This window comes from Promicromonospora sp. NPDC110617 (genome assembly GCF_055598465.1).
Window position 1 is genome coordinate 341,652 of the sequence record NZ_JBVKBM010000003.1, and the last position, 21,004, is coordinate 362,655.

At 74.4% G+C, this 21,004-nt stretch carries 15 protein-coding genes; 4 read left to right on the forward strand and 11 right to left on the reverse strand.

From position 1 onward, the window contains the following. Positions 1 to 65: 65 nt before the first annotated feature. Complete coding sequence (locus ACZ7LE_RS19210; protein WP_470404848.1) at positions 66 to 707, reverse strand: RICIN domain-containing protein; 642 nt, start codon at positions 705 to 707, stop codon at positions 66 to 68. A gap of 136 nt (positions 708 to 843) precedes the next feature. Between ACZ7LE_RS19210 and ACZ7LE_RS19215 the strand changes: the two genes are divergently transcribed. Next, the gene (locus tag ACZ7LE_RS19215) at positions 844 to 1,641 is read left to right on the forward strand and encodes an SDR family NAD(P)-dependent oxidoreductase (protein ID WP_470404849.1); all 798 of its coding nucleotides are present in this window, start codon (positions 844 to 846) and stop codon (positions 1,639 to 1,641) included. Between the two features lie 57 nt (positions 1,642 to 1,698). Here the strand turns inward: ACZ7LE_RS19215 and ACZ7LE_RS19220 are convergent, their stop codons facing one another. The 9 genes from ACZ7LE_RS19220 to ACZ7LE_RS19260 all read right to left on the reverse strand — a co-directional run bounded on the left by ACZ7LE_RS19220 (position 1,699) and on the right by ACZ7LE_RS19260 (position 14,556). After that, positions 1,699 to 5,292, reverse strand: a complete 3,594-nt coding sequence (locus ACZ7LE_RS19220; protein WP_470404850.1) for a glycoside hydrolase family 97 N-terminal domain-containing protein — start codon at positions 5,290 to 5,292, stop codon at positions 1,699 to 1,701. Positions 5,293 to 5,533: 241 nt separating this feature from the next. Continuing rightward, complete coding sequence (locus ACZ7LE_RS19225; protein WP_470404851.1) at positions 5,534 to 6,166, reverse strand: hypothetical protein; 633 nt, start codon at positions 6,164 to 6,166, stop codon at positions 5,534 to 5,536. A gap of 47 nt (positions 6,167 to 6,213) precedes the next feature. Further along, positions 6,214 to 6,516 carry a hypothetical protein gene (locus tag ACZ7LE_RS19230; RefSeq protein ID WP_470404852.1) on the reverse strand — a complete coding sequence of 101 codons (303 nt, stop codon included), beginning with the start codon at positions 6,514 to 6,516 and terminating at the stop codon, positions 6,214 to 6,216. Between the two features lie 174 nt (positions 6,517 to 6,690). Further along, on the reverse strand, positions 6,691 to 8,211 hold the full coding sequence (locus ACZ7LE_RS19235; protein ID WP_470404853.1) for a hypothetical protein: 1,521 nt from the start codon (positions 8,209 to 8,211) through the stop codon (positions 6,691 to 6,693). A gap of 528 nt (positions 8,212 to 8,739) precedes the next feature. Next, on the reverse strand, positions 8,740 to 10,314 hold the full coding sequence (locus ACZ7LE_RS19240) for an aldehyde dehydrogenase family protein (protein WP_470404854.1): 1,575 nt from the start codon (positions 10,312 to 10,314) through the stop codon (positions 8,740 to 8,742). Beyond that, a complete protein-coding gene (locus ACZ7LE_RS19245; protein WP_470404855.1) occupies positions 10,305 to 11,462 on the reverse strand; it encodes a mandelate racemase/muconate lactonizing enzyme family protein in 1,158 nt (385 codons plus the stop codon). Before ACZ7LE_RS19245 ends, ACZ7LE_RS19240 begins: the two co-directional genes overlap by 10 nt. Beyond that, entirely contained in the window at positions 11,459 to 12,367 is a 909-nt protein-coding gene (locus ACZ7LE_RS19250; RefSeq protein ID WP_470404856.1) for a dihydrodipicolinate synthase family protein, read from the reverse strand. The genes ACZ7LE_RS19245 and ACZ7LE_RS19250 overlap by 4 nt, the downstream gene beginning before the upstream one ends. Next, a complete protein-coding gene (locus tag ACZ7LE_RS19255; RefSeq protein ID WP_470404857.1) occupies positions 12,364 to 13,728 on the reverse strand; it encodes an MFS transporter in 1,365 nt (454 codons plus the stop codon). Before ACZ7LE_RS19255 ends, ACZ7LE_RS19250 begins: the two co-directional genes overlap by 4 nt. Before the next feature lie 165 nt (positions 13,729 to 13,893). After that, the gene (locus ACZ7LE_RS19260) at positions 13,894 to 14,556 is read right to left on the reverse strand and encodes a GntR family transcriptional regulator (protein WP_470404858.1); all 663 of its coding nucleotides are present in this window, start codon (positions 14,554 to 14,556) and stop codon (positions 13,894 to 13,896) included. Positions 14,557 to 14,625: 69 nt separating this feature from the next. Between ACZ7LE_RS19260 and ACZ7LE_RS19265 the strand changes: the two genes are divergently transcribed. The 3 genes from ACZ7LE_RS19265 (at position 14,626) to dinB (ending at position 19,376) form a co-directional block, all read left to right on the forward strand. After that, the gene (locus ACZ7LE_RS19265) at positions 14,626 to 15,495 is read left to right on the forward strand and encodes a GNAT family N-acetyltransferase (protein WP_470404859.1); all 870 of its coding nucleotides are present in this window, start codon (positions 14,626 to 14,628) and stop codon (positions 15,493 to 15,495) included. A 66-nt stretch (positions 15,496 to 15,561) separates the two neighbouring features. Then, on the forward strand, positions 15,562 to 18,084 hold the full coding sequence (locus ACZ7LE_RS19270) for a DUF1963 domain-containing protein (RefSeq protein WP_470404860.1): 2,523 nt from the start codon (positions 15,562 to 15,564) through the stop codon (positions 18,082 to 18,084). 41 nt (positions 18,085 to 18,125) lie between these two features. Further along, a complete protein-coding gene (dinB, locus tag ACZ7LE_RS19275; protein ID WP_470404861.1) occupies positions 18,126 to 19,376 on the forward strand; it encodes a DNA polymerase IV in 1,251 nt (416 codons plus the stop codon). A gap of 10 nt (positions 19,377 to 19,386) precedes the next feature. Here dinB and ACZ7LE_RS19280 read toward each other — a convergent pair whose 3' ends face one another. Further along, positions 19,387 to 20,940, reverse strand: a complete 1,554-nt coding sequence (locus ACZ7LE_RS19280; protein ID WP_470404862.1) for a flavin monoamine oxidase family protein — start codon at positions 20,938 to 20,940, stop codon at positions 19,387 to 19,389. Positions 20,941 to 21,004 lie beyond the last annotated feature (64 nt).

Consider the following 21,004-nt stretch of genomic DNA (forward strand, 5'->3'; position numbering starts at 1 on the left):
GGCAGCTCGGAATGCCGACCACCTGACATTCTGCCGACCGCCCGAACTGCCGACCGCACAGCCCGTCAGGAGACCGTCCAGCGCTGGTTGTCCCCGGCGTGGCAGCCGTACATGATCGCGGGCGTGCCGTTGTCCGTCAGCGCGTTGGAGACGTCGAGGCACAGCCCGGTCGCGGCGTTGCGCACGGTGCCGTCGGCCTGCGGGGCCCACTGCTGGTTGGCGCCGCCGTGGCACGTCCAGACCTGGGCGGCGGTGCCCTGCGCACCGCCGCTCGGGTCGTCCAGGCACAGCGTCCCGAGCACCCGCAGCTCCCCGGCGGCCGACGCCGTCCACTGCTGGGCCGGCGACCCGTTGCAGTCGTAGATCTGCAGGGCCGCGCCGTCCGCGGCGACGCCGCCGGGCACGTCGAGGCACCGGCCGGATGCCACGCCCTGCAGCGTGACCGGCGCAGGCTCCGGCGGTGGGGCGCTCGGCGTGGGCGACGGCTCCGGGCTGGCCGAGGCACTCACCGGGCTCGCCTCCGTGGGGCTCGGCACCGCGCTCGCGGAGGTACTGGCCGAGGCCTGCCCGGCAGCGTCCTGCCCGGCGACGTCTCGGCTCAGCACCCAGATCGTGCCGATCACCGCGCCGAACAGCAGCAGGGCGGCGAGCACCCACACGAGCAGGCTGACGGGCGGGCGCCGACGCGCCGTGACGTGGTCGTACACCCTGGTGCTCCTCCTTCGTCGGGCCGCTCTGGTGCGTCCGCGCCGCACCCTACTCGGTCCCACGCCACCCGTTCCCCGCAGCACCCGTTCCCGGGGCCACGCGGTCCCCGCCGCCCGCCGGGTGCAGGATCGGGGGATGGCCGCGCACCCGGAACCGTCCAGCCCCAGCCCGCACGCACCCGGACCAACAGGCCCCGCCGTCCCACGCTCCTACGTCGTCACCGGCGGCGGGCAGGGCGTGGGCCGCGCGATCGCGCTGCGGCTCGCGGCCGACGGCCACGTCGTGGTCCTCGACCTCGCCGGACCGCTCGGCTGGGCGCACCCCCGCGTCACGCTCGTCAGCGGCGACGCCGCGGATCCCGACGTCGCCCGCCGCGCCGCCGACGCCGCGGAGGCGGCGGCCCCGCTGGCCGGCTGGGTCAACAACGCCGCGATCTTCCGCGACGCCCCGATCACGGCCCCGCCGTCGGACGTGCTCGCGATGATCACCGCGAACCTGGCGCTCGCGGTGACGGGCTGCCACACCGCCGTCGGCCACCTCCTGCGGCTCGGCCGGCCCGGCGCGATCGTGAACGTCTCGTCGCACCAGGCGCAGCGGCCGGTGCGCGGCGCCCTGCCGTACGCCACCGCCAAGGGTGCGGTCGAGGCGCTGACCCGCGCCGTCGCCGTCGACCACGGACCCGACGGCATCCGCACCAACGCGGTGGCCCTCGGGTCCGTGACGACGGCGCGGTACGAGGAGTACCGGCGGGAGCACCCCGGCGTCGACGCGCAGATGGCTGCCCTGCACCCGCTCGGCCGGGTCGGCACGGGCGAGGAGGTCGCCGAGGCCGTGGCGTTCCTGCTGTCGGACGCCGCCGGGTTCGTCAACGGGGCGGTGCTGCCCGTCGACGGCGGACGCGCGGCGCAGGGGGCCGATCCCGAGGCCACCTGACGCCGCCGCCCGCCACCTGACGCCGCCACCCGCCGTCCGCCGTCGAGCAGGCGACCGTCAGTCGATCTCCCGCCACGGCTCGTGCCGGTCGCCCGGCTCCTGGTTGCGGGTCCACCACTTCGCCTCGTACACGGTGCCGTCGTGCTCCACGAAGTCGCCGGTGTCGAAGATGCGCGACGGCGTCCAGGCGGCGGTGCCGTCCCAGGACTCGGCGAGCTCCTGCCACGGCCCGTACGCCGACGCACCGGGCGTCTGGTTCTGGGTCCACCAGGAGGCCTGCCAGAGCGAGCCGTCGTGCGCGACCCGGTCCCCGGCCGTGTAGATGGTTCGGGCGCCCCAAGCGTCGGCGGCGGGCTCCGTCAGGACCCCGGGCCGCGCCGTGACCCGCAGGTGGTCCAGGTTGATGTTGCCCGTGTCGGCGGCGGTGTGGTGCAGCAGGATCTCGTGCCGCCCGGCCGCCAGCGTGACGAGCACGCCGGGGGAGTGGTCCCAGATGCGCCACCGGTCGGCGCCCTGGCCGAGGTTCGGGAACGAGACCGGCTGTGCCGCGCCGTCGTCCACGGAGACGGACAGCCGGCGGTCCAGCGGCGCGACGACCATCCCGTTGGCGTACCGGAACGACAGCTCGACCGTCACGGGCGCCGCGGCCTCGTAGGTGAACCGCACGCCCGCCCCGACCTTCGTCAGGTCGCGGACGAACCCGGTGCCCGTGTAGCCGGGGTGCTCGGCGTTGGTGCGCGCGCCGCCCAGCAGGGTGGCCGTCTCCGCCTCGCTGACCTGCTCGTCGTGCTGGGCCTCGACGGCCGCGAGCAGCGCGGCCAGGGCCGCGTCGTCGCCCTCGGCGTCCGCGATCCGGTCCGCCAGCACGCTCAGCGCCTCGTCCGTCGAACCCGAGTCACCGGAACGGGCGTGCGCCACCGCCTGGGCGGCCGGCTCCCGCAGTGCGACGGCGGTCGCCGGGTCGATCGCGGACGCGTCCTCGGCGTCGCGGATCAGCGCCAGGATGCCGAACAGCCCCGCCGCGGTGCCGAGGTACGGCTCCACCACCGCGTCGATCTCGTCCGCGACGCCCGGCGGCACCGCCTCGGTGGAGGAGGTGAGTGCGGCCTGACGGACCGCCTGCATCGCCCGGCGGACGGCGGGGAAGTCGTTCTCCCGCGCCGCGTCCAGCGCCGCCTCGGCGCGCTCGGCAAGGAGCGCGGCCCGGGTGGGTGCCAGGTGCTGCGCCTCGTCGTCCAGCAGGTCGGCCAGGGTCCCGTCCGGGCGGGGCAGCAGCGGCACGGAGACGGGGCGCCCGGGTGTCCCGTCCGCGCCGAGGACGGCGATCGCGTTCGCCGTCCGGTAGGCGACGTCGTCGGCCGGGACGTCGAACGTGAACGTGCGTGTCGCGCCGCCGCCCACCCGGCCCGCGGCGCCGTCGACCGGCGCGCCGTCCACGGCGATCCGGGCCTGGCCCGCCGTGGTGCCGTCGTTGCGGACGGTCGCGTGGACCGTCACGGTGCCGGTCGTCGGGTCGTAGGCGACGTCCGGCGTGCCGGCCAGGGTGAACGTCGGCTCGTCGTAGTCGTCCAGCTCCGCGACGTCCTGCGGCGTGGCGGGGCGCAGCTTCACGGCGTGCCCGCCGCCGCCGACCATGGAGGCGTCGATCGTGTCCGTCGAGTCCACCAGCGAGTGCGTCACCTCGACGGCGGTCGGGTTGCCCTTCCACGACGCGTCCCCGGCGTCGGCGTAGACGTCGGCCACGTAGGTGGTGCCCTCGTCCAGGAAGGTGAGCGGCACCCGCACGGTGCGGTCGTTCTCGTCGGTGACGGACCCGAGGTACCAGGTCGTGCCGCTCCGCCGGGCCGTCACGGTGTGGTCGCCGAGGACGGCGTCGAGCACGTGGGACTCGTCCCAGACCGTCGGCATGTCGTGGAGGTAGGCGAAGGCCTCGGCGTGCTCGGCATAGTTCTCGGGGGTGTCCGCCAGCATCTGCAGCGGGCTGGAGAACGTCGGGTACAGCGCGAGCTGCGCCGTCGTGGTGGTCTGCACCCGGGTCTTGAGGTTCGCCGGGTCCCACGTCACGGCCAGGACGCCGGGCGTGTAGTCCGCGGGGCCGCCCATCCAGCGCGTGAACGGCAGGATCGTGGCCTGCTCGGGCGGGTTGCCGCTCGCGCCCATGTAGTTGTGCTGCTCCATGCCGGCCACGCCCTCGCCCGTCATCATGTTCGGGTAGGTGCGCGACAGGCCGGTCGGCTTGATGGACTCGTGGGCGTTGACGGAGATCTGGTGCCGCGCCGCGGACTCGACGACCCGCTGGTAGTGCTTGACCGCCTCCTGGTCGTAGTGGCTGCGGTTGACGCCGCCCAGCTCGAACCGCGTGGCGTACCCGGTCTTCAGGGCATGGATGCCCCACTCCTGGTACTGGTCGAAGATCTCGTCCATGTGCGCGTCGTAGTAGTCGACGTAGCCGCGGGTCTCGTTGTGCGCCATGAAGCCGACGCCGTTCGCCTTCGCGTAGGCCAGCACCTCGTCGAGGTCGACGTCGGCCTGGGGCGTGACGAAGTCCTGCCCCTTCCACTCGCCGCCCGCGTTCTGGTTCCAGCCCTCGGCCAGCACGTACTTGGCACCGGACTCGACGGCGAGGTCCACGTACTCCTTGATGCGCGCCGTGGTGGCGCCGTGCTTGGGCCCGGCGTTCCAGGTGGTGTCGCGCCGCTGCAGCTCCCACCACACGCCGACGTAGGTGCCGGGGTCGATCCAGTCGGTCGTGTCCGCGGCGCCGTCGTCGTCGGAATCGACGTCGCAGATGGCGCACGGCGCGTTGAGGTTCTCGATGAGGTGGGAGGCGGCGAGGTCGCCCGCGGTCCGGCCCACGGTGAGCGTGCGCCACGGCGTGCTGAACCCGTCGGCGTCCACGTCGATCACCGCCTTGTCGCCGTTCGGCAGGGCGATCAGGTCCGAGACCAGCGTGCCCGGCGCCTGGCCGCGCACCACCGTCATGCTCGGGAAGTCGATCAGGGCCGCCTCGTGCACGGTCAGGAACAGCCCGTCCGCGCGGGACAGCGTGATCGGCGTCTGCGCCGAGGCGACGTCGGGCAGCGGCTGCGTGCGGTAGTGCTGTTCGTCCGCGCTCCACTTCGTCCCCGCCGGGATGGAGTAGGCCGTCAGGTCGGCGGGCAGCGCGAACTGCGTCGTCTCGCCGGACACGACCACGCCGTCGCCGAGGCCCTCCTGCTCCGGGAAGGTGTAACGGAAGCCCACGCCGTCGTCGAAGACGCGGAAGACCACGTCCAGCTCGACGCCTGAGGCCTCGTGCACGGCGTGCACCGTCAGCTCGTTCGCGTGGTTGCGCACCCGGGCGTCGTTGCCCCAGGCGGGGGTCCAGGTCTCGTCGACGACGTCGCGCTCCGTGGACTCGACCGTCAGCCCCGTCGTCAGGTCGACCGCCGGCTCCCGCAGCGTCAGGCCGAGGCCCGACGGCGCGACGACCGTGGTGGTCCCGTCCCGCACGACCTCGTACGTGAGGGTCCCGTCGACGACGTCGACGGTGGCGTCGATCGACCGGTCGGGCGAGGACACGGTCCAGCCGTCGAGGACGCCGGCCGGTTCCTGCCCGGCGACGGCGGGGGCGGCGGTCGCGAGCGCAGCGGGCACGAGGAGCGTGGGCACGAGGAGTGCCAGCGCGGTGGTCGTCGCGACCCGGGACCGCCGGCGTCCGTGCCGGCCTCCCGGTCTGCCGCTGTTTCGGTTGCCTGTGGGCAGGTGCACGTTCTCTCCCGGACGTCGGTGTCGGCGGCGCCGGATTGCCTCGATGCAGACCAGCGGCGGGAAAGAGTTTTCCCAGCCGCCCCCGTGCTGTCAAGACGGCCCTGCCGGCTTTCACCCGCCGTCGGCCATGCTCAAGCCACGCTCAGGCCACGACGTCCCGCACCCACGCGTCGCCCTCCGGGCGGAAGCCCACGCCGCGCAGGTACGCGTGCTCGCCCGGCGCGGCGCGCGGCACGACGACGCGGTCGAAGCCCTTGGCCGCGAAGATCCCGCTGCGCCGGTACACGAACTCGCCGGGCGTCAGGTCCCGGAACCGCCTGGATACCCAGTCGAGCTCCACCACGCCCGCGCCGTTCCCGGCGTCACGCACCTCCACCACGCCCACCGTCTCGTCGCCGCGCTGCACCAGGAACGCCGAACGCCCCTCACCCGGCTCCGGCTGCGCCACGAAGTCCGGGGCGAAGGTCGCGATGTCGGCCGCGTGGGTGCGCAGCACGTGCAGCAGGTACGCGTCGTCCGGCGCCACCTCCACCACCTCGTACACCGCGGCGTCGTGGCGCTCGCGGTTCAGGCGCCGCAGCCAGTAGACGTTGATGAGGCTGATCGCGGCGTTCATCGCGACGAACGGCCAGATCCCCAGGATCGCGTTGTAGGCGGTCGCGATGAGGGAGCCGGTCAGGTTGAGCCAGCGGAAGCGGAACACCCGCGCCTGCGTGAGGGACAGCACGACGAGCGCTGAGCCGACCCAGCCGGCGAGCTCGAGCCAGGGGAACATGCCCTGACTCTAGGCGGGGCCGTAGGTTCTGGCGGCAGCGGCTCGTCTCACCAGGACCAGCCGCGTGCGCTGAGCTCCAGCTCCTCCCGCAGCCGTTCGTCCGCGGCCGAGCGCTCGCTCGCGCGCAACGGCTCCGCGTCGGTCGGCAGCTCGGCGAGGCGGCACGCCTCGCGCAGGAGCGCGTCGTAGGCGTTCTGCACGGCGAACCAGTGGTGGGCGCGGGCGTACAGGTCGGGGTCCTCCTCGACGTGGCGCAGCTCGGCCGCGAGCTGGCCCAGCCGCGACTGCAGCCGGAGAGTCACCAGCGGGTCGGGGGCCGGCTTCTGGCGGGTCAGGAAGGTCCAGGCCATGGGATGTCACCGCCACGTCGTCGTCGCGGAAGGGGTACCTCTCCAGCGTAGGTCCGCGGGACCGGGACGGCTATCCCGGCCCCGCGGTTTCCTGCCCACGGTTTCCTGCCCACGGTTTCCTGCCCACGGTTTCCTGCCGCGCGGGCTCCTGCCCGCGGTCGGTCGGAGTAGCGGTCAGTCGGAGTAGCAGAGGTCGCCCTCGCACCCCGCCCGCACGTCCGATCCGTGCACGCCCATCACGACGGCGCCCCCGGTGTCGCTGTCGCCGATCTGGCTGTTGACCGGGCCGGTGCCGCCGATCACGACGTTCGAGTCGTCGTACGTGACCACGTTCCGGTCGCCCCGGCTCCGGATCGAGACGTCGTCGAACCCGTCGGCGCCGACGACGAGGGCGCCGTCCCCGGTGGCCGACGACTCGCCCTCGTCCGTCACGGTGGCGTGGCCCGAGGTGGTGGGGCCGGACGCCGCAGGTCCGGACGTGGCGGGTGCGGCCGGTCCGGCGGACGGCACCGCGGGACCCTGTTCCGCAGCGTCCTCCTCGGCGCCGTCGCCGGGCTCCTCTTCCTCCTCGTCCTCGCCCTCCTCGCCTTCCTCGTCCTCCTCCGTGTCCTCGGCGTCACCCGAGTTGCCCGACCGGACCACGGACCCGGTCACGTCGACCGCGTTGAGGCCGCTGGAGTCGGTGTCGCCCGTGTTCGCGTTGATCCGGCCGTCCCGGCCCAGGAACACGTTCGAGTCGTCGTACGTGACGATCTGGTCGCTGCCGACGACGCTCACCGAGTGGTCCTCGAAGCCGCTGATCGCCATGGAGCTGCCCTGCCCGTAGCCCAGGAGCATCCCGCCGAACGAGTCGTTCTGGTGCGTGCCCGCCGTGGCTCCGGCCTGCGCTGCCGACGACGCCGGGGCTGCCGCGCCGGGCGGCGTCGTGACGCTCGACTCGCCCGACCGCAGCCCTGACCCGTCGGACCCGAGGGCGAGCACGCCGCTGGACGACACGGCACCCGTGTTCGCGACGAGCCGCCCGTCGGCGCCCACGTAGACGATCGAGCCGTCGGCGGCGAGCACCTGGTAGCTGACCCGGCGGTCCTGGGGCGCGGCCGCCGGAGCGGGTTCCCGGTCGGTCGGCACCACGATCACGCCGGCGGGTGGTCCGCCGGCAGCGGCCGCCTGCCCCGGCGTCGTCGGGGTCGGTGCCGGCGTGCCGCCCGCCGGTGCGACGCCCGCCGGTGCGACGCCCGCCGGTGCGACGCCCGCCGGTGCGACGCCCCACGGTGCGACACCCGCCGGCGCGACGCCCGCCGACACCGGGCCGGGCGCAGCGGTGCCAGGCACCCCCGACGGGTGCGCCCCCGTCATCGTCCCGCGCACCGCCGTCGTGCCCGAACCGTCGGGCGCGACCATGAGCACGACCGGCGGCGTGGCCGCCGCCGGCGGGGTGGTCACGTACACGTCGCCCGCCTGCGCGGGTGCGGACGGCGCCGCGACGCCGGGCGCCGCCACGGGTGTGGCCGGCACGGCGCCGCCCAGGGCGTCGTGCGCGACCCAGGCGCACATCCCGGCGACGGCGACGATCACCGCGCAGGCCTGATAGCTCAGACCGTGCGGCGCGCGGTCCGCGGACCGGTTCTTGTTCTTGTTCTTGTTCTTGTGCTTCTTGGCCTGTTGCGGCGTGGTCCGGCCGTTCGAGGTGGACATCCCGTTCTCCTTCCAGCCGCGCGAGGAGCGCCGCCGGTGGGACCGCACGCCCGTACCGGCATGCCGGTACGGGGCGTCGGTGGCTCGCTGATCGCGGGAGTCCGGCGATCGCGTGGCGGGTCGGGAGACCGTGCGCCGCTCGCGGTCGAGTTGTGCGACAGTCACGCCCGGGCGCGTCACGCGCGGGCGTTCCACGGGCCCACCGCGCGGCCGGTGTCCTGCGTCCGGCCGCGGAGCCTCCCGCGGGAACGGACCGGGGTACGCGGCCGAGGCGTCCGCGGCAGGGCCGCCGGACGGGCAGGCCGCGCTGCCCGGTGCTGTGGCACCTGCGACGATACGCCGGCGTATCCGGCGCCGCCCCCGAGGGAACGCGATTCACCCGCCCCACGGGGACGGGTGAGTCGGCTAGACTGGGCGCAGACTTCCGGCGCGAGAGCGCCGGCGGGATCCGAATGAGACAGCGGATCGAGCGGCCCCGAGGCATCCACAGCCACGGGGCCGCTTGTTTTTCGACCGTGTCCGGACGGTTCACCCCTGCGGCAGCACGAGCTCCCCGTCGACGCGGACCGGAACGACCGGCGCGCCGTCCCGCAGCTCCACCGGCAGGGCGTGCTGCGGCGCCTGCTGCCACGCGAGCGGACGCAGGAACCGGCGGATCGCCGTGGCGCCCACGGACGTGTGCAGCGAGTTGGTCGACGGCCACGGCCCGCCGTGCTGCTGCGCCCAGCTCACGGCGACGCCGGTCGGGTAGCCGTCGTAGAGCACGCGCCCGGCGCGGGCCGCGAGCGCGGCCCGCGCGGCGGGCAGGTCCAGGTCGGTGGCATCGCCCGTGAGGATGCTCGCGGTCAGCGACCCCTCGACCTGTTCGACGACGGCCACGGCCTCCGCCTCGTCCGCGTACCGCACGACGACGGCGAGCGGCCCGAAGCACTCCTCGACGAGCCGGGCCGTGAGCCTCCCGGCCGGGACCTCGAGCAGCGCGGGCCGCGTCGTCGACCCCGCGTCGGCGGGCCCGTCCGCCTCGGTGTCGCGCGTGGTCCCGGGCCCGCCCTGCGCCCGGACGACGGCGTCGCCGGCCCGCGCCGTCAGCCCGCGCCCGTACGCGTCCGCCATGCCCGCCGTCAGGGCGGGCAGGGCCGGCGCCGCGTCGATCGCCCGCGCGAACGCGTCGACCACCCGATCACCCGCCGCGCCGGCGGGGACCAGCACGAGCCCGGGTTTGGTGCAGAACTGCCCGCCGCCCTGGAGCACGGAGCCGGCGAGCCCCGTCCCGTACTCGTCCGCCCGGTCCCGGGCGCCGGCCGGCGTGACGAGCACGGGGTTGATGCTGCTGAGCTCCCCGTAGAACGGGATCGGCGCGGGACGCGCCGCCGCGGCGTCGGCCAGCGCGCGCGCGCCGGCGAGCGACCCCGTGAACCCCGCCGCGCGGATGGCCGGGTGGGACACGAGCGCGACCCCCGCGTCGAACCCGTGCACCAGCGCGAACGTGCCCTCGGGCGCGCCGGAGGCCGCCACGGCCCGCTCGGCGAGCCGCGCCACGCGCTCGGACGTGGCGGGGTGCCCCGGGTGCGCCTTGACGACCGCGGGGTTGCCCGCGGCGAGCGCCGACGCCGTGTCGCCGCCCAGCACGGAGAACGCGAACGGGAAGTTGCTCGCCGCGTAGACCGCGACCGGTCCGAGCGGCACGAGCATGCGGCGCAGGTCGGGGCGCGGGCCCATGGGGGTGGGCCCGGCGTGGTCGATCGTCGCCTCCAGGTAGGCGCCGTCGCGCACCGCCCGGGAGAACTTCCGCAGCTGGTACGCGGTGCGCGTGAGCTCGCCGCCGAGCCGGTCGGGGCCGAGGGCGGTCTCGCGGTCGGCCTCCGCCACGAGGGCGTCGCGGTCGGCGTCGAGCGCGTCGGCGAGCGCCTCCAGGAGCGTGGCCCGCCGCTCACGCGGCCACGCGGCGAGGTCGGGGGCCGCGGCGGCGGCGCGCCGGGCGACGGCATCGAGGTGGTCGGGCGTGGTCTCGACGACGTCGAGCTCCCGGACCGCGCCGGACCGGGCGTCCCGGCTGGTCACGAGGTCGGTCTGCGGCCCGGTGCCGGGTCCTGTCACATCCATCCCGTCGACCCGTCCTTCCGCACCGGGACCTTGCGCTCCCAGTGCACCCAGTCGTCGTGCGCGAGCGCCGACTCGTCGATCTCGATGCCCCAGCCGGGCCGGTCGGGCCGCAGCTCCAGGTGCCCGTCGACCGGCACGTACGGGTCGTGGCACCAGGAGACCTCGTCGAACTTGTACTCCAGGATCGAGAAGTTCCAGGTCGCGGCGGCGAAGTGCACGTTGGCGGCCGTCGCGAGCGGCCCCAGCGGGTTGTGGGGTGCGACGGGGACGTCGTGCGCCTCGGCGAGCGTGGCGATCTTGCGCATCTGGGTGAGCCCGCCGACCACGGCGATGTCGGGCTGGACGATGTCCGCGCCCTGCACGGTCAGCAGGCCGAGGAACTCGTGGGGGGAGTACAGCGACTCACCGGTGGCGAGCGGCACGGCCATCTCCGCGCGGATCCGGCCCCAGGCGGGCAGGTACTCCGGGCGGATCGGCTCCTCCAGGAACATCGGCTCGTTGGGGGCGAGCGCCGCGGCCAGGTCCACGGCCTGGCGCGGCTCCCAGAGGCAGCCGTGGGCGTCGAACGCGAACTCCCACTCCTCGGGGTGGTTCGCGCGGATCTCGCCGAACCAGTCGCCGAGCTCGCGGGCGACCAGCCCGAACCGCGACCCCAGGTCGCGGCGGTACGGGCTGAGCTTGAACGCGTCCACGCCGTGGTTCTCGTGCAGCGCGGCGGTGCGGTCGCGCAGCTCGGGCACGTCGGGGGCGTCGTACAGGCCCGCGTAGACCCGCACCCGGTCGCGGACGGCGCCGCCGAGGAGCTGGTAGACGGGCACGCCGAGCCGCTTGGCGGCGATGTCCCACAGCGCGTGGTCGACCGCGGCGATGGCCGCCAGGCCGAGTGCCCCCTGCGGGAACCGGGCCGACTGGTGCAGGAGCTGGTTCACGTACGCGACGCGGGAGGCGTCGATCCCGGCGATCTGGTCCGCGAGGTACTCGATGATCGCGGGGTAGGCGAGGTCGGGGCCGTGGTTGTAGATCTCGGCCCAGCCGTCGATGCCGTCGTCGGTGGTGATGCGCAGCAGCACGCGGGGCCGGTTCCCGACCCGCTGCAGGTAGGTGGTGAGCCGGGCGATCGTCGAGCCGCCCGTCGTGCTCGTCGTCATACCGAGACCTTCCAGTCGTCGAGGATCCGTGTGATGGCGGCGCGGTCGGGCTCGGCCAGGGTGGTGCTGGGCGGTCGGACGGACCGGTCGCACAGCCCCATCTGGTGCATGGCCTCCTTGACCACCGAGACGTTGTCGGCCGACCGGTCGCGGGCCCGGAGCTGCTCGAACTCCCGGATGCGGCGCCACACCGATGCCGCGCGGGCGCTGTCGTCCTGCCGGAGGGCGTCCAGCAGCGCGAACGAGACGTCCGGGGCGACGTTGACCAGGCCCGAGGTGAACGCGCGCGCTCCGGCCTGCCACGCCGACGGCGCGTAGGACTCGGCCAGCCCGGCGATCCAGAGCAGGTCGGCGTCCGTGTCCTGCACGGTCTCGGCGAACGCGACGGGGTCGGGCACCGAGTACTTGACGCCCACGACGTTGGGCGCGGCCTGCGCGAGCGCCGCGACGTCCGCGCCCCGGACGGCGGGGGAGCTGACGTACGGCAGCACGGCGAGGCCGGGCACGGCGTGCGCGACGGCGGCCACGTACTCGACCCAGCCCCGGCGCGACATGTAGGGGAGCACCGGCTGGTGCACCATGACCGCGTGCGCGCCGAGCTCGGCGGCCGCCTCGGCCTCGGCCCGTGCCGTGGCGGGGTCCAGCCCCACGCCCACGATGACGACGGCGCGGTCGCGCGCCACCTCGGTGACGGTGCGGGCGACGTCGGCCCGCTCGCGCGGGGTCAGGGCGTAGAACTCGCCGGTGTTGCCGTTGGGAGTGATCGCGCCGAGGCCCGCCTCGACCAGGCGATCGGCGAGCTGCCCGGTCCGGGCGAGGTCGACACCGCCGTCGGGCGCGTAGGGGACGACGGGGATGCCGACGACCGTCCGCAGGCGTTCGACGACGTCGTGGTGCCCGGTCATGATGCTCCGTTCTGGTGGGGACTGTTCTGCTCGGGGCCGGCGTCCTGGAGGGAGCCGGGCTGCTGCTCGACCGGCTTGATGCGCACCCACAGGCCGTAGATCGCGGCGCTGACGAGGCAGCTGATCGCCGCGAAGACGAGCGGCCAGAGGTACGACCCGCCGGACGCCGTCAGGGCCAGGCCGATCGCGATGGGGCTGATGAGGTTGCCGAGCTGCGAGCCGAAGTTCTGGAACCCGGCCAGGGTGCCGACCCGCTCGGGGCTCGGGGAGACCTCGGCCGGCAGGCTGAGGATCGCGGCCCCGGCGAAGGAGTGCGCGGCGCTGGAAACGGTGAGGATCACCATGAGCACCACGTTGCTCTCCACGAACGGGCTGAAGCCGATGCACGCGCTGAGCACGAGGCCCGAGATGATCGGCACCTTGCGCGCGACGTTCGGCGAGAGGCCGGAGGCGAGCATGCGGTCGGAGACGACCCCGCCCAGCACCGTGGAGCCGATGCCGATGACCGCGGGCAGGGCCCCGACCATGCCGAACTCCGCCTCGGTGAACCCGCGCTCGTTGAGCAGGTAGCTCGGGTACCACGTGAGGAAGAACGCCCCGGCGAGCGACCGGAAGACGTAGCCGAGCATCAGCGCCCAGGTCTGGTTGTCGCGCAGCAGCGCGCTCCAGCGCACCGGCTCCCCGGTGTGCCGCACCATCTCGGCCTGGTCGGAGCGGATGTGGTCCAGCTCCTGCGCGTTGACCCGCTTGTGGTTGTGCGGCGCGCGGTAGATGGCGAGCCAGCCGACGATCCACAGCAGCCCGACGCCGCCGATCAGGATGAACGTCCAGCGCCACCCGGCGAAGACGGCGATCGAGGTGACGATCGGGATCGAGAGGGCCGAGCCGATCTGCTGGCCCATGTCGAACAGGCTGGACGCGAACGCCCGCTCGCGGCGCGGGAACCAGGTGGAGACCACCTTGATGTTCGCGGGCTGCACGGGGGCCTCGCCGATGCCGAGGCCGAGCCGGAAGACGATCAGGCTCGTGACGCCGGTCGCGAAGGCCGTCAGCGCTGTCCAGACCGACCACCAGCCCACCGCGATCGGGTAGATGACGCGCGGACCGAACTTGTCCAGGAGCCAGCCCGACGGCACCTGGAACAGCGCGTAGGTCCAGAAGAACGAGGACAGCAGCACGCCCTGGACGGCCGGGCTGATGTGGAAGTCCTCCGAGATGAACGGCAGCGCGACGCTGAGGGCGGCGCGGTCGAGGTAGGCGATCGTGAGCCCGAGCGCCGAGAACGCGACGATCGTCCAGCGCATCTGGCTGCGTCGTGCCCGGGCTGCGACGGGCGCAGGCTGCTTTGTACTATTGAGCATCGTTGCTCCTCCATCGAGTGACGTGCGTGCTCCGCCATGGAGCACTCGTTCCAGAGGTGCGGCCCGGGAACTTGGCGGTGAACGGGCTGCACCTCGTCTGCGTCGCCGCGCGTGCCGACGCCGGGCCCTCCGGCCCGCCGGCGCTCGCGGCGCGGGTCCTGCGGGTCAGGCGGTCGCACCTCCCTGGTGGAGCCGGTCGAGGAAGCCGGCGATGTGCCGGCGGGTCAGGTCCGCCGCGAGGTCGGCGTCGCCGGCCTCGGCGGCGGCAAGGATCTGCGCGTGCTCGCGCGCCTCGTCCCGCCAGCTCGGCTCCTTGGCCCACGTGGTGACGGCGGCGAGCGCCGTCTGGTCCCGCAGGCCCTCCAGCATGCCGGTCAGGATCGTGTTGTCGGCCGCACCCCACAGCGCCGCGTGGAAGGCCCGGTTGGCGAGGCTGCGCTGCGCCGGCTCCGTGACCTCGGCGGCCCGCTCCAGCGCTGCGCGCGCGGCGGCGGTGTCCATGCCGCGCAGCACGCTGCGCCGGGTCGCCTCGGGCTCCAGCAGCAGCCGGGTCTCGTAGATGGCGACGGCGTCGGCCTGCGTCAGCTCGCGCACGCGCACCCCGACGTAGGGTCGCACCACGACGAGCCCGCTCATCTCCAGGGTCTTGAGCGCCTCGCGGACCGGGGTCTTGGACATCGCCAGCTCCTGGGCGAGCTCCGCCTCGACGAGCGCCTGCCCGGCGGCGAGCCGGCCGCTGAGGATGCCCTCCTTGATGGTCGCGAGCGCGTGCTCCGTCCGGGAGGGGAGGGAGATCGGGGCGGGAGGCGTCGTCGGCACGTCGTACATCATATATGACGCGGGGAGTGGTCGTGAAATGAGCTGGGTTCCGGCGGCCGGGCCTGGAACTCTCGTGGCATGGACCTCGACGACCCGACCGACCGTGTGCCGCCTGGACCCGCGCCGGACGGCGACCTGCTGGGCCGCGTGCGGGACTTCCTGCGCGGCTTCGAGCGGCGGCAGGCCGAGCGGGTGGTCGAGCTCCCGGGCGGGTTCGCCGTGCTCAGCCCGCGCTACGCGGCGTCCCACGACCACAACAAGCTCTGCTTCCGGGGCGGTGTCGCTGCGTCCGACGCGCTTCGGCTCGCGGACGAGGTGCTCGGCGGGGCAGGCCTGAGCCACCGGCTCGTGGTCGTGGACGACGACGCCTTCGGTGCCGCGTTCGCGGAGCCGTTCCAGCGGGCGGGGTACACCCACGACGTCGAGCTGATCATGGTGGAGCGCGGTGCGGGGCCTGTAGGCGGACCGCGACGGCCGGCCGCCGTCGAGGCCGTCGCCGCCGAGGACCTGGCGGGCATGGAACGGCGCGGTTGGCGCGGAGCCCTGCCGGACGCGCCGCCGGAGGTGATCGAGCAGCTCGTGGGCCGGCGCCGCGTGCGGCACCTCGGGGCGGACGGCGTCGTCTTCCTGGGTGTCCGCGACCCCGGGACCGGGCCGGACGGCGTTGTCGCGACCGGGTCCGCTCCGGGTGAGATCGTCGCCCGCGCGGACCTGTACCTCGACCGCACCGAGGGTCTGGCCCAGATCGAGGACGTCATGACCGACGAGGAGCACCGCAACCGCGGCTACGCCCAGGCCCTGCTCCACGACGCGACCCGCCGGGCCCACGCGGCCGGCTGCGGCACCCGGGTCCTGCTCGCCGCGGCCGACGACTGGCCCCAGGTGCTCTACGGGCGGCTGGGGTACACGGTGATCGGGAGCCGGCACCTGTTCGCCCGGAGCGCCTGAGCCCGGACGGTTTGCGCCTGGACTCCCTGCTCGGGGCGTGTCAGACCCCGTCCGTAAACTCCCGATATGCACATATATGAACGAGAGGCGGCGGGTCCGGACACCGACGGCGCACCGGACGTCGCGGCCGCGGTGGCGTACTGCCTCGCGCCGCTGAAGGTGGCGCAGGTGTTCGACCCGGCGGTCGGGTACGTGCTGCATGGCACCGGGCCGGACGTCCTGGAGCGTCTGCGCGGGCGGCCGCGCGGCGCGAAGCTGGTCGCCGAGCCGGACGGCTACCACCCGAAGGAGCGGACGGCGGCCGTCGCCGACCTGCACCCCGGGTGGACCCGGCAGGCCGTCGACGTCGCACGGCTCGCGATCTACCGGACGGCTCCGGTCGACGTGCTCGCGCGGTTCGGGCAGGTGCTGCACGCGGCCTCCGACCGGGCCACGGAGCGTGACGAGCGGTCCTGGCTGCTCGTGCTGGCCCACGACGTGGCGCGGGTCAGCACGGTGAAGGACGTGGCGGACGCGGCGGACGTGCGGCAGCGCTGGACCCCGGATCTCCTCGTGGACGTCGCCCTCGCCGGTGGTGCCGGTGCTGCCGGCCAAGGATCGGCGGTGCGCGCCACGCTGTCGGCACTGCTGTACGCGGACCACCCCTTCCCGGCGCGCGACCGACGCCGGATGCTGGAGAGCGACCAGGGCGTCGCCTTCCTCGCCCGGCACACCGAGGTGCTCGCCGAGGTCGTCGCCGGGCAGGAGTTCCACGTCCGGAGCGACGTCGCGGCCCGGTGCGCGCGCAGTCCGCAGGAGCACGCCGGCCTGGCCGCCGCGCTGGCCGTCGACCCCGACGGCGGAGTCCGCGAGCAGGCGCTCGCCACGCTGTCCCTGCTCGACGCGTCACGGCAGGTCGACGTGCTGCGGCCCCACCTGCGGACCGCCTCGCCGGACCGGCTGCCGGACGCCCTGGCCCGCCTCGCCGACCTCGACGGCGGCGTCGAGGCGATCGAGGAGACCCTGGCCTCCGGTCCCGCCGACGGCGACGGTGCCGCCGGACCGCTCGACCCCGACCGGGAGCGGCTGCTGCGCCGGGTCGTCTTCCGCGTGCGGGTGCTGCGTCATGCGGCCGTCCCCGTGCCTCCGGTCGCGGTGCCCGAGGACGTCAAGGTCGCGGAGGAGCTGCGGGCCCTGCGCGGCCTGCGCCCGGGGAGCGGGCAGGACGAGCGCCCCTGGGACGCCGTCGGGAACCGGCTGGCACTGCTGCCCGACGCGCGGGCCCTGCGGGACGCGCGCCGCGCCGCCGGTGCGGGTGACGCGGACCGGTGGACCGCCGGGCTGCTGGTCACCCGCACGATCGGCTGGGGCCGGAAGATCGGCGCCGCGCTGACACCCGAGGACGCCGAGCGCTGGTGGCCCCTGTTCGCCGAACGTCTCGACCTCGCGGACGAGTATCTCGACGGCGGGGACGGGAAGCGGCACCCGGACGAGGACGCCGTCGACACGCGGACGATGATCCTGACGATCCTCGCCAGGTTCCCCGCGGTTCCCGAGGTGCTGGTCCCGCGCCTGACGTCGTTCGCGCTAGCCGCGAACCGCCACCGGCTGGCCGCCCGCCGGGTGCTCGGCGACCATCCCGGTGCCCGGGCCGCCGCGCGTGCCGCGCTGTCCGACGGCGACGCGGCGACGCGTTCGTCCGCGGCGGAGTGGCTCGCGGAGCTGGGTGAGCCGGGCGTGGTCGCGCCCGAGCCGGGCTGGGAGTTCGGTGCGGGAGTGCTGCCCGCGTCGGTCCGGGGGCTGCCCGCCGCGACGCTGTGGTGGCTGGACCGGTTCCGGGAGCAGGCGCTCGACCGGGGTGTCCCGGCGGACGACGTCGACCGGTGGCTCGGGCTGGCGCGCCCGACGCTGCGGACGGCGCCCGACGGCGGTGGCCCGGTCGTCGGCCGGCTCGGCAGCCCGGTGCTGCTCCCGCCGGACGTGCCCGCCCCGGACGCGGATTTCGACCCCGCCGAGCACCAGCTCATCACGACGCTCGACCTGGCGGCGATCGCGCCGGGCGCCACCGACCTGCCGCTGCCGCCCGACGGTCACGTCCTCCTCTTCGCGAACATCGAGCTGGAGGACGAAGTCCTGGCAGGCGGTGCCGTGTACGTCCCGGCGGGAGCGCCGGTCGAGGAGCGGGAGACCTCGCCCGACTACGAGCCGTACGAGTACGACTCTCCGGAGGCGTTGGACGAGGCCCTGCGGCGCAGGGGCGACCTGCGCCTGGTCCCCGGCGTGTCCCTGCCCTCCTGTCCGCTCGACGCCGAGACCGAGGCCGAGCACCCGCACGCGGAGACGCTGCAGGACGTCTGGTCCCAGCAGTCCGACGAGGGCGGCGAGTGGGAGCTCGGCGGCCACGCCTACGACTTCGACGGCTACGGGGACCCGGCCCGCGGCTCGGCGTACGAGGGGTCCGGCGAGCAGTGGTCCCGCCCGGAGGACTGGGTCGTGCTCGCCCAGTGGGTCGGGGTGCCGATGGGGATCCTGTACTGGACCATCACCCGGCAGGACCTCGCCGCGCGGCGCTTCGACCGGGTCGTCGTGCAGATGTACTCGAACCCCTGACCAGCCAAAAGGTCGAACACGCGTTCGAGTAGACTGGTGGCATGCCCGGCGCCACGATCCTGCACGCCGACCTCGACGCGTTCTACGCGTCGGTCGAGCAGCTGCTGGACCCTGCCCTGCGCGGCCGGCCGATCGCCGTCGGCGGCGGGCCGCGCGGGGGAGTGGTGCTCGCGGCCTCGTACGAGGCCAAGGTGCACGGGGTGCAGGGCGGGATGCCCGGCTGGCGCGCCGCCCGGCTGTGCCCGGACCTCGTGTTCGTCCGCGGGCACTTCGGGGAGTACCAGCGGCTGGGCGACGCCGTGATGGCCGTCCTGGCCGACGTCACGCCGATCGTCGAGCGGATCTCGATCGACGAGGCCTTCCTCGACGTCTCCGGGGCGACCCACCTGTTCGGGCCGCCCGCGGCGATCGGGGCGCGGATCCGCGAACGTGTCCGAGCCGAGGTGGGGCTACCCATCTCGGTCGGGGCTGCGCGGACCAAGCACCTCGCGAAGATCGCCTCCCAGGTGGCCAAGCCGGACGGCCTCGTCGTCGTCGACCCCGGAGCCGAGCGGACCTTCCTCGACCCGCTGCCCGTCAGCCTGATCTGGGGCGTCGGACCCGTGAACGAGCAGCGCCTGGCCGACCTCGGCATCCGGACGATCGGCGAGCTGGCCCGCACCCCGTCGACCGCGGTCGAGCACATCCTCGGGCATGCCGTGGGGCACAAGCTCAGCGCCATGGCGCAGGACGAGGACCCGCGCAAGGTCGTCACCAGCCGCCGCGCGCGTTCCGTGGGCGCGCAGTCGGCCCTGAGCCAGCGCCGGCCCGAGCCCGACGACGTCCGGGCGGTCCTGGCGCACCTGTCCGACCGGGTCTCGCGCCGGCTCCGGGCCAAGGGGCGCGCGGGCCGCACCGTGACGGTCGCGGTGCGGTTCGCGGGCATGCAGCGGGCGACGCGGTCGCTCACGCTGCCGGTGCCGATGTCCGCCACGCTCACCCTCACCGAGGTCGCGGTGCGGCTGGCCTGGTCCGCGATCGACGACGCCGCGCCGTGCGAGATCACGCTGCTCGGCGTCTCCGTCTCCAACATCGCGGACCAGTCGGCGGTCCAGATGGAGCTCGACCTCGACCCGCCCGACCCGTGGCGGCCTGGCTCCGCGCCGGGCGTGGCGCGGGGCGCGGTCGACCAGTCGATGGACGCGATCCGCACGCGGTTCGGCGGGGACGCCGTCGGCTACCTCCCCGTGGTGCTGCGCCGGGGCGGGGCCGTGCCCGACGAGTTCCGCGAGCTCGCCGAGCACGACCTGTGACGACCTGCGCCTACCGGAGCGCGTCGAGCATCTCCCGGGCGGCCCGTTCGCCGGACTCGACGGCACCGTTGAGGTAGCCCTGGCTCTCGATCGAGGTGTGCTCGCCGGCGAAGTGACACGTGCCGACCGCTTCGGCCTCGACGCCGGCGAAGGTTGTGTACTGCCCGACGGCGTAGTACGCGTACGAGCCTCGGGTCCACCGGTAGCCTGGCCAGTAGTCCAGGGAGGCTGCTCCGGTCCATGTGGGAGGGACCCCCGGCAGCACCGGGGTGAGCTGCCCCAGGAACCGGCGGGCGTAGCGGGCGGCCGAGGCGTCCGCGAAGTCGAGTGCCACGCGTCCGCCCGTGAAGTTCGTGAGGATGCCCCGGGCACCGCGCTGGCCCAGCGTGGTGTCCCACGTGGCCTGGTAGCCGGTGTCGGCGAACGTGTCGCCGTCGCAGCCGGCCTCCTGCCAGGCGCGCCGGTCGAACTGCAGGACGAGCTTGGTGTTCTGGCCCATCGGTAGGTCCGTGATGGCCGTGCGCTTGAGCTCCGGAAACCTGGCTCCGCGCAGGTCCACACGGCGCAGCAGCGAGAACGGCAGGGCGAGCAGCAGCTGGTCCGCGACCACCGTGGTGGTCCTCCCGCGGTGTGCCAGGCGCAGCGCGTAGCGGCCCCGGTCGTCCCGCTCCAGCGCGGTGAGGGCGGTGCCGGTCACGATCTGGCCGGGCAGGGCGTCCGCCAGGCGGGTGACGAGCTGATCGTTCCCGCCGGCCACGTGGAACACCTCGTCCGACTCGCCGAACAGCTGCGGGTCCTCGGCCGTGGAGTAGCCGAAAAGATTGATCAGGTTGAGCGAGGACTGCTGGTCGATCTCGGCGCCGTACTCGATCGTGTAGGCCACGTCGAACAACCGGCCGAGCCTGGAGGTCGGGCCACCGGGCACGTAGGCCTCGATCCACTGCCGGATCGACATCAGGTCCAGCTCACGGGCCCGGGCGGTGTGGTCGTGGTAGAGGATCGGGAAGCCGGCGGCCTCGGCATCGCTCTGGGCCTGCGGCAGGATCTGCCGCAGGTCGTCGCGCACGTCGTCCACCAGGTACGGCACGCCCTCGAAGAAGTAGAACGGCTCCGTGCCCGCCGGGGTTGCCTCCGCACGGTTCTCGACGCCCAGGCCGAGCTCGTCGATCAGGTCGAGGATCGCGGTGTGCCCGGTGTCGATGAGCTCCCCGCCGTGCTCGGAGACCTGGCCGCCCCGCCAGCTCCGGTTCGACCAGCAGCGACCGCCGATCCGGTCGGCCGCCTCGTACACGGTCGCGGCGTAGCCCGCCTGCCTCAGGCGGTACGCCGCGGTCAGGCCGGCCAGGCCGGCGCCGACGACGACGATCCGCGGCCGTCCGCCCGACGAAGCCGCCGCCGCGACGCCGGGCGCTGCCGCGGCCACCCCGAGTCCGGCACCCGCCGCCAGGGACCCGCCGAGGAACTGGCGGCGGGTGAGCCCGCCGGGCTTCGGCCCGCGTCCGTGCGGGTCGATCCCGACGTCCCGCACCAACCTGCGCAGGGCCAGGTGAAGAGGAGTTCGCATCGCCGCATACCTCCGTCAGCTCACGAGATCACGTCTGCGAGCGTACGGCCGGCCCGGCATCGAC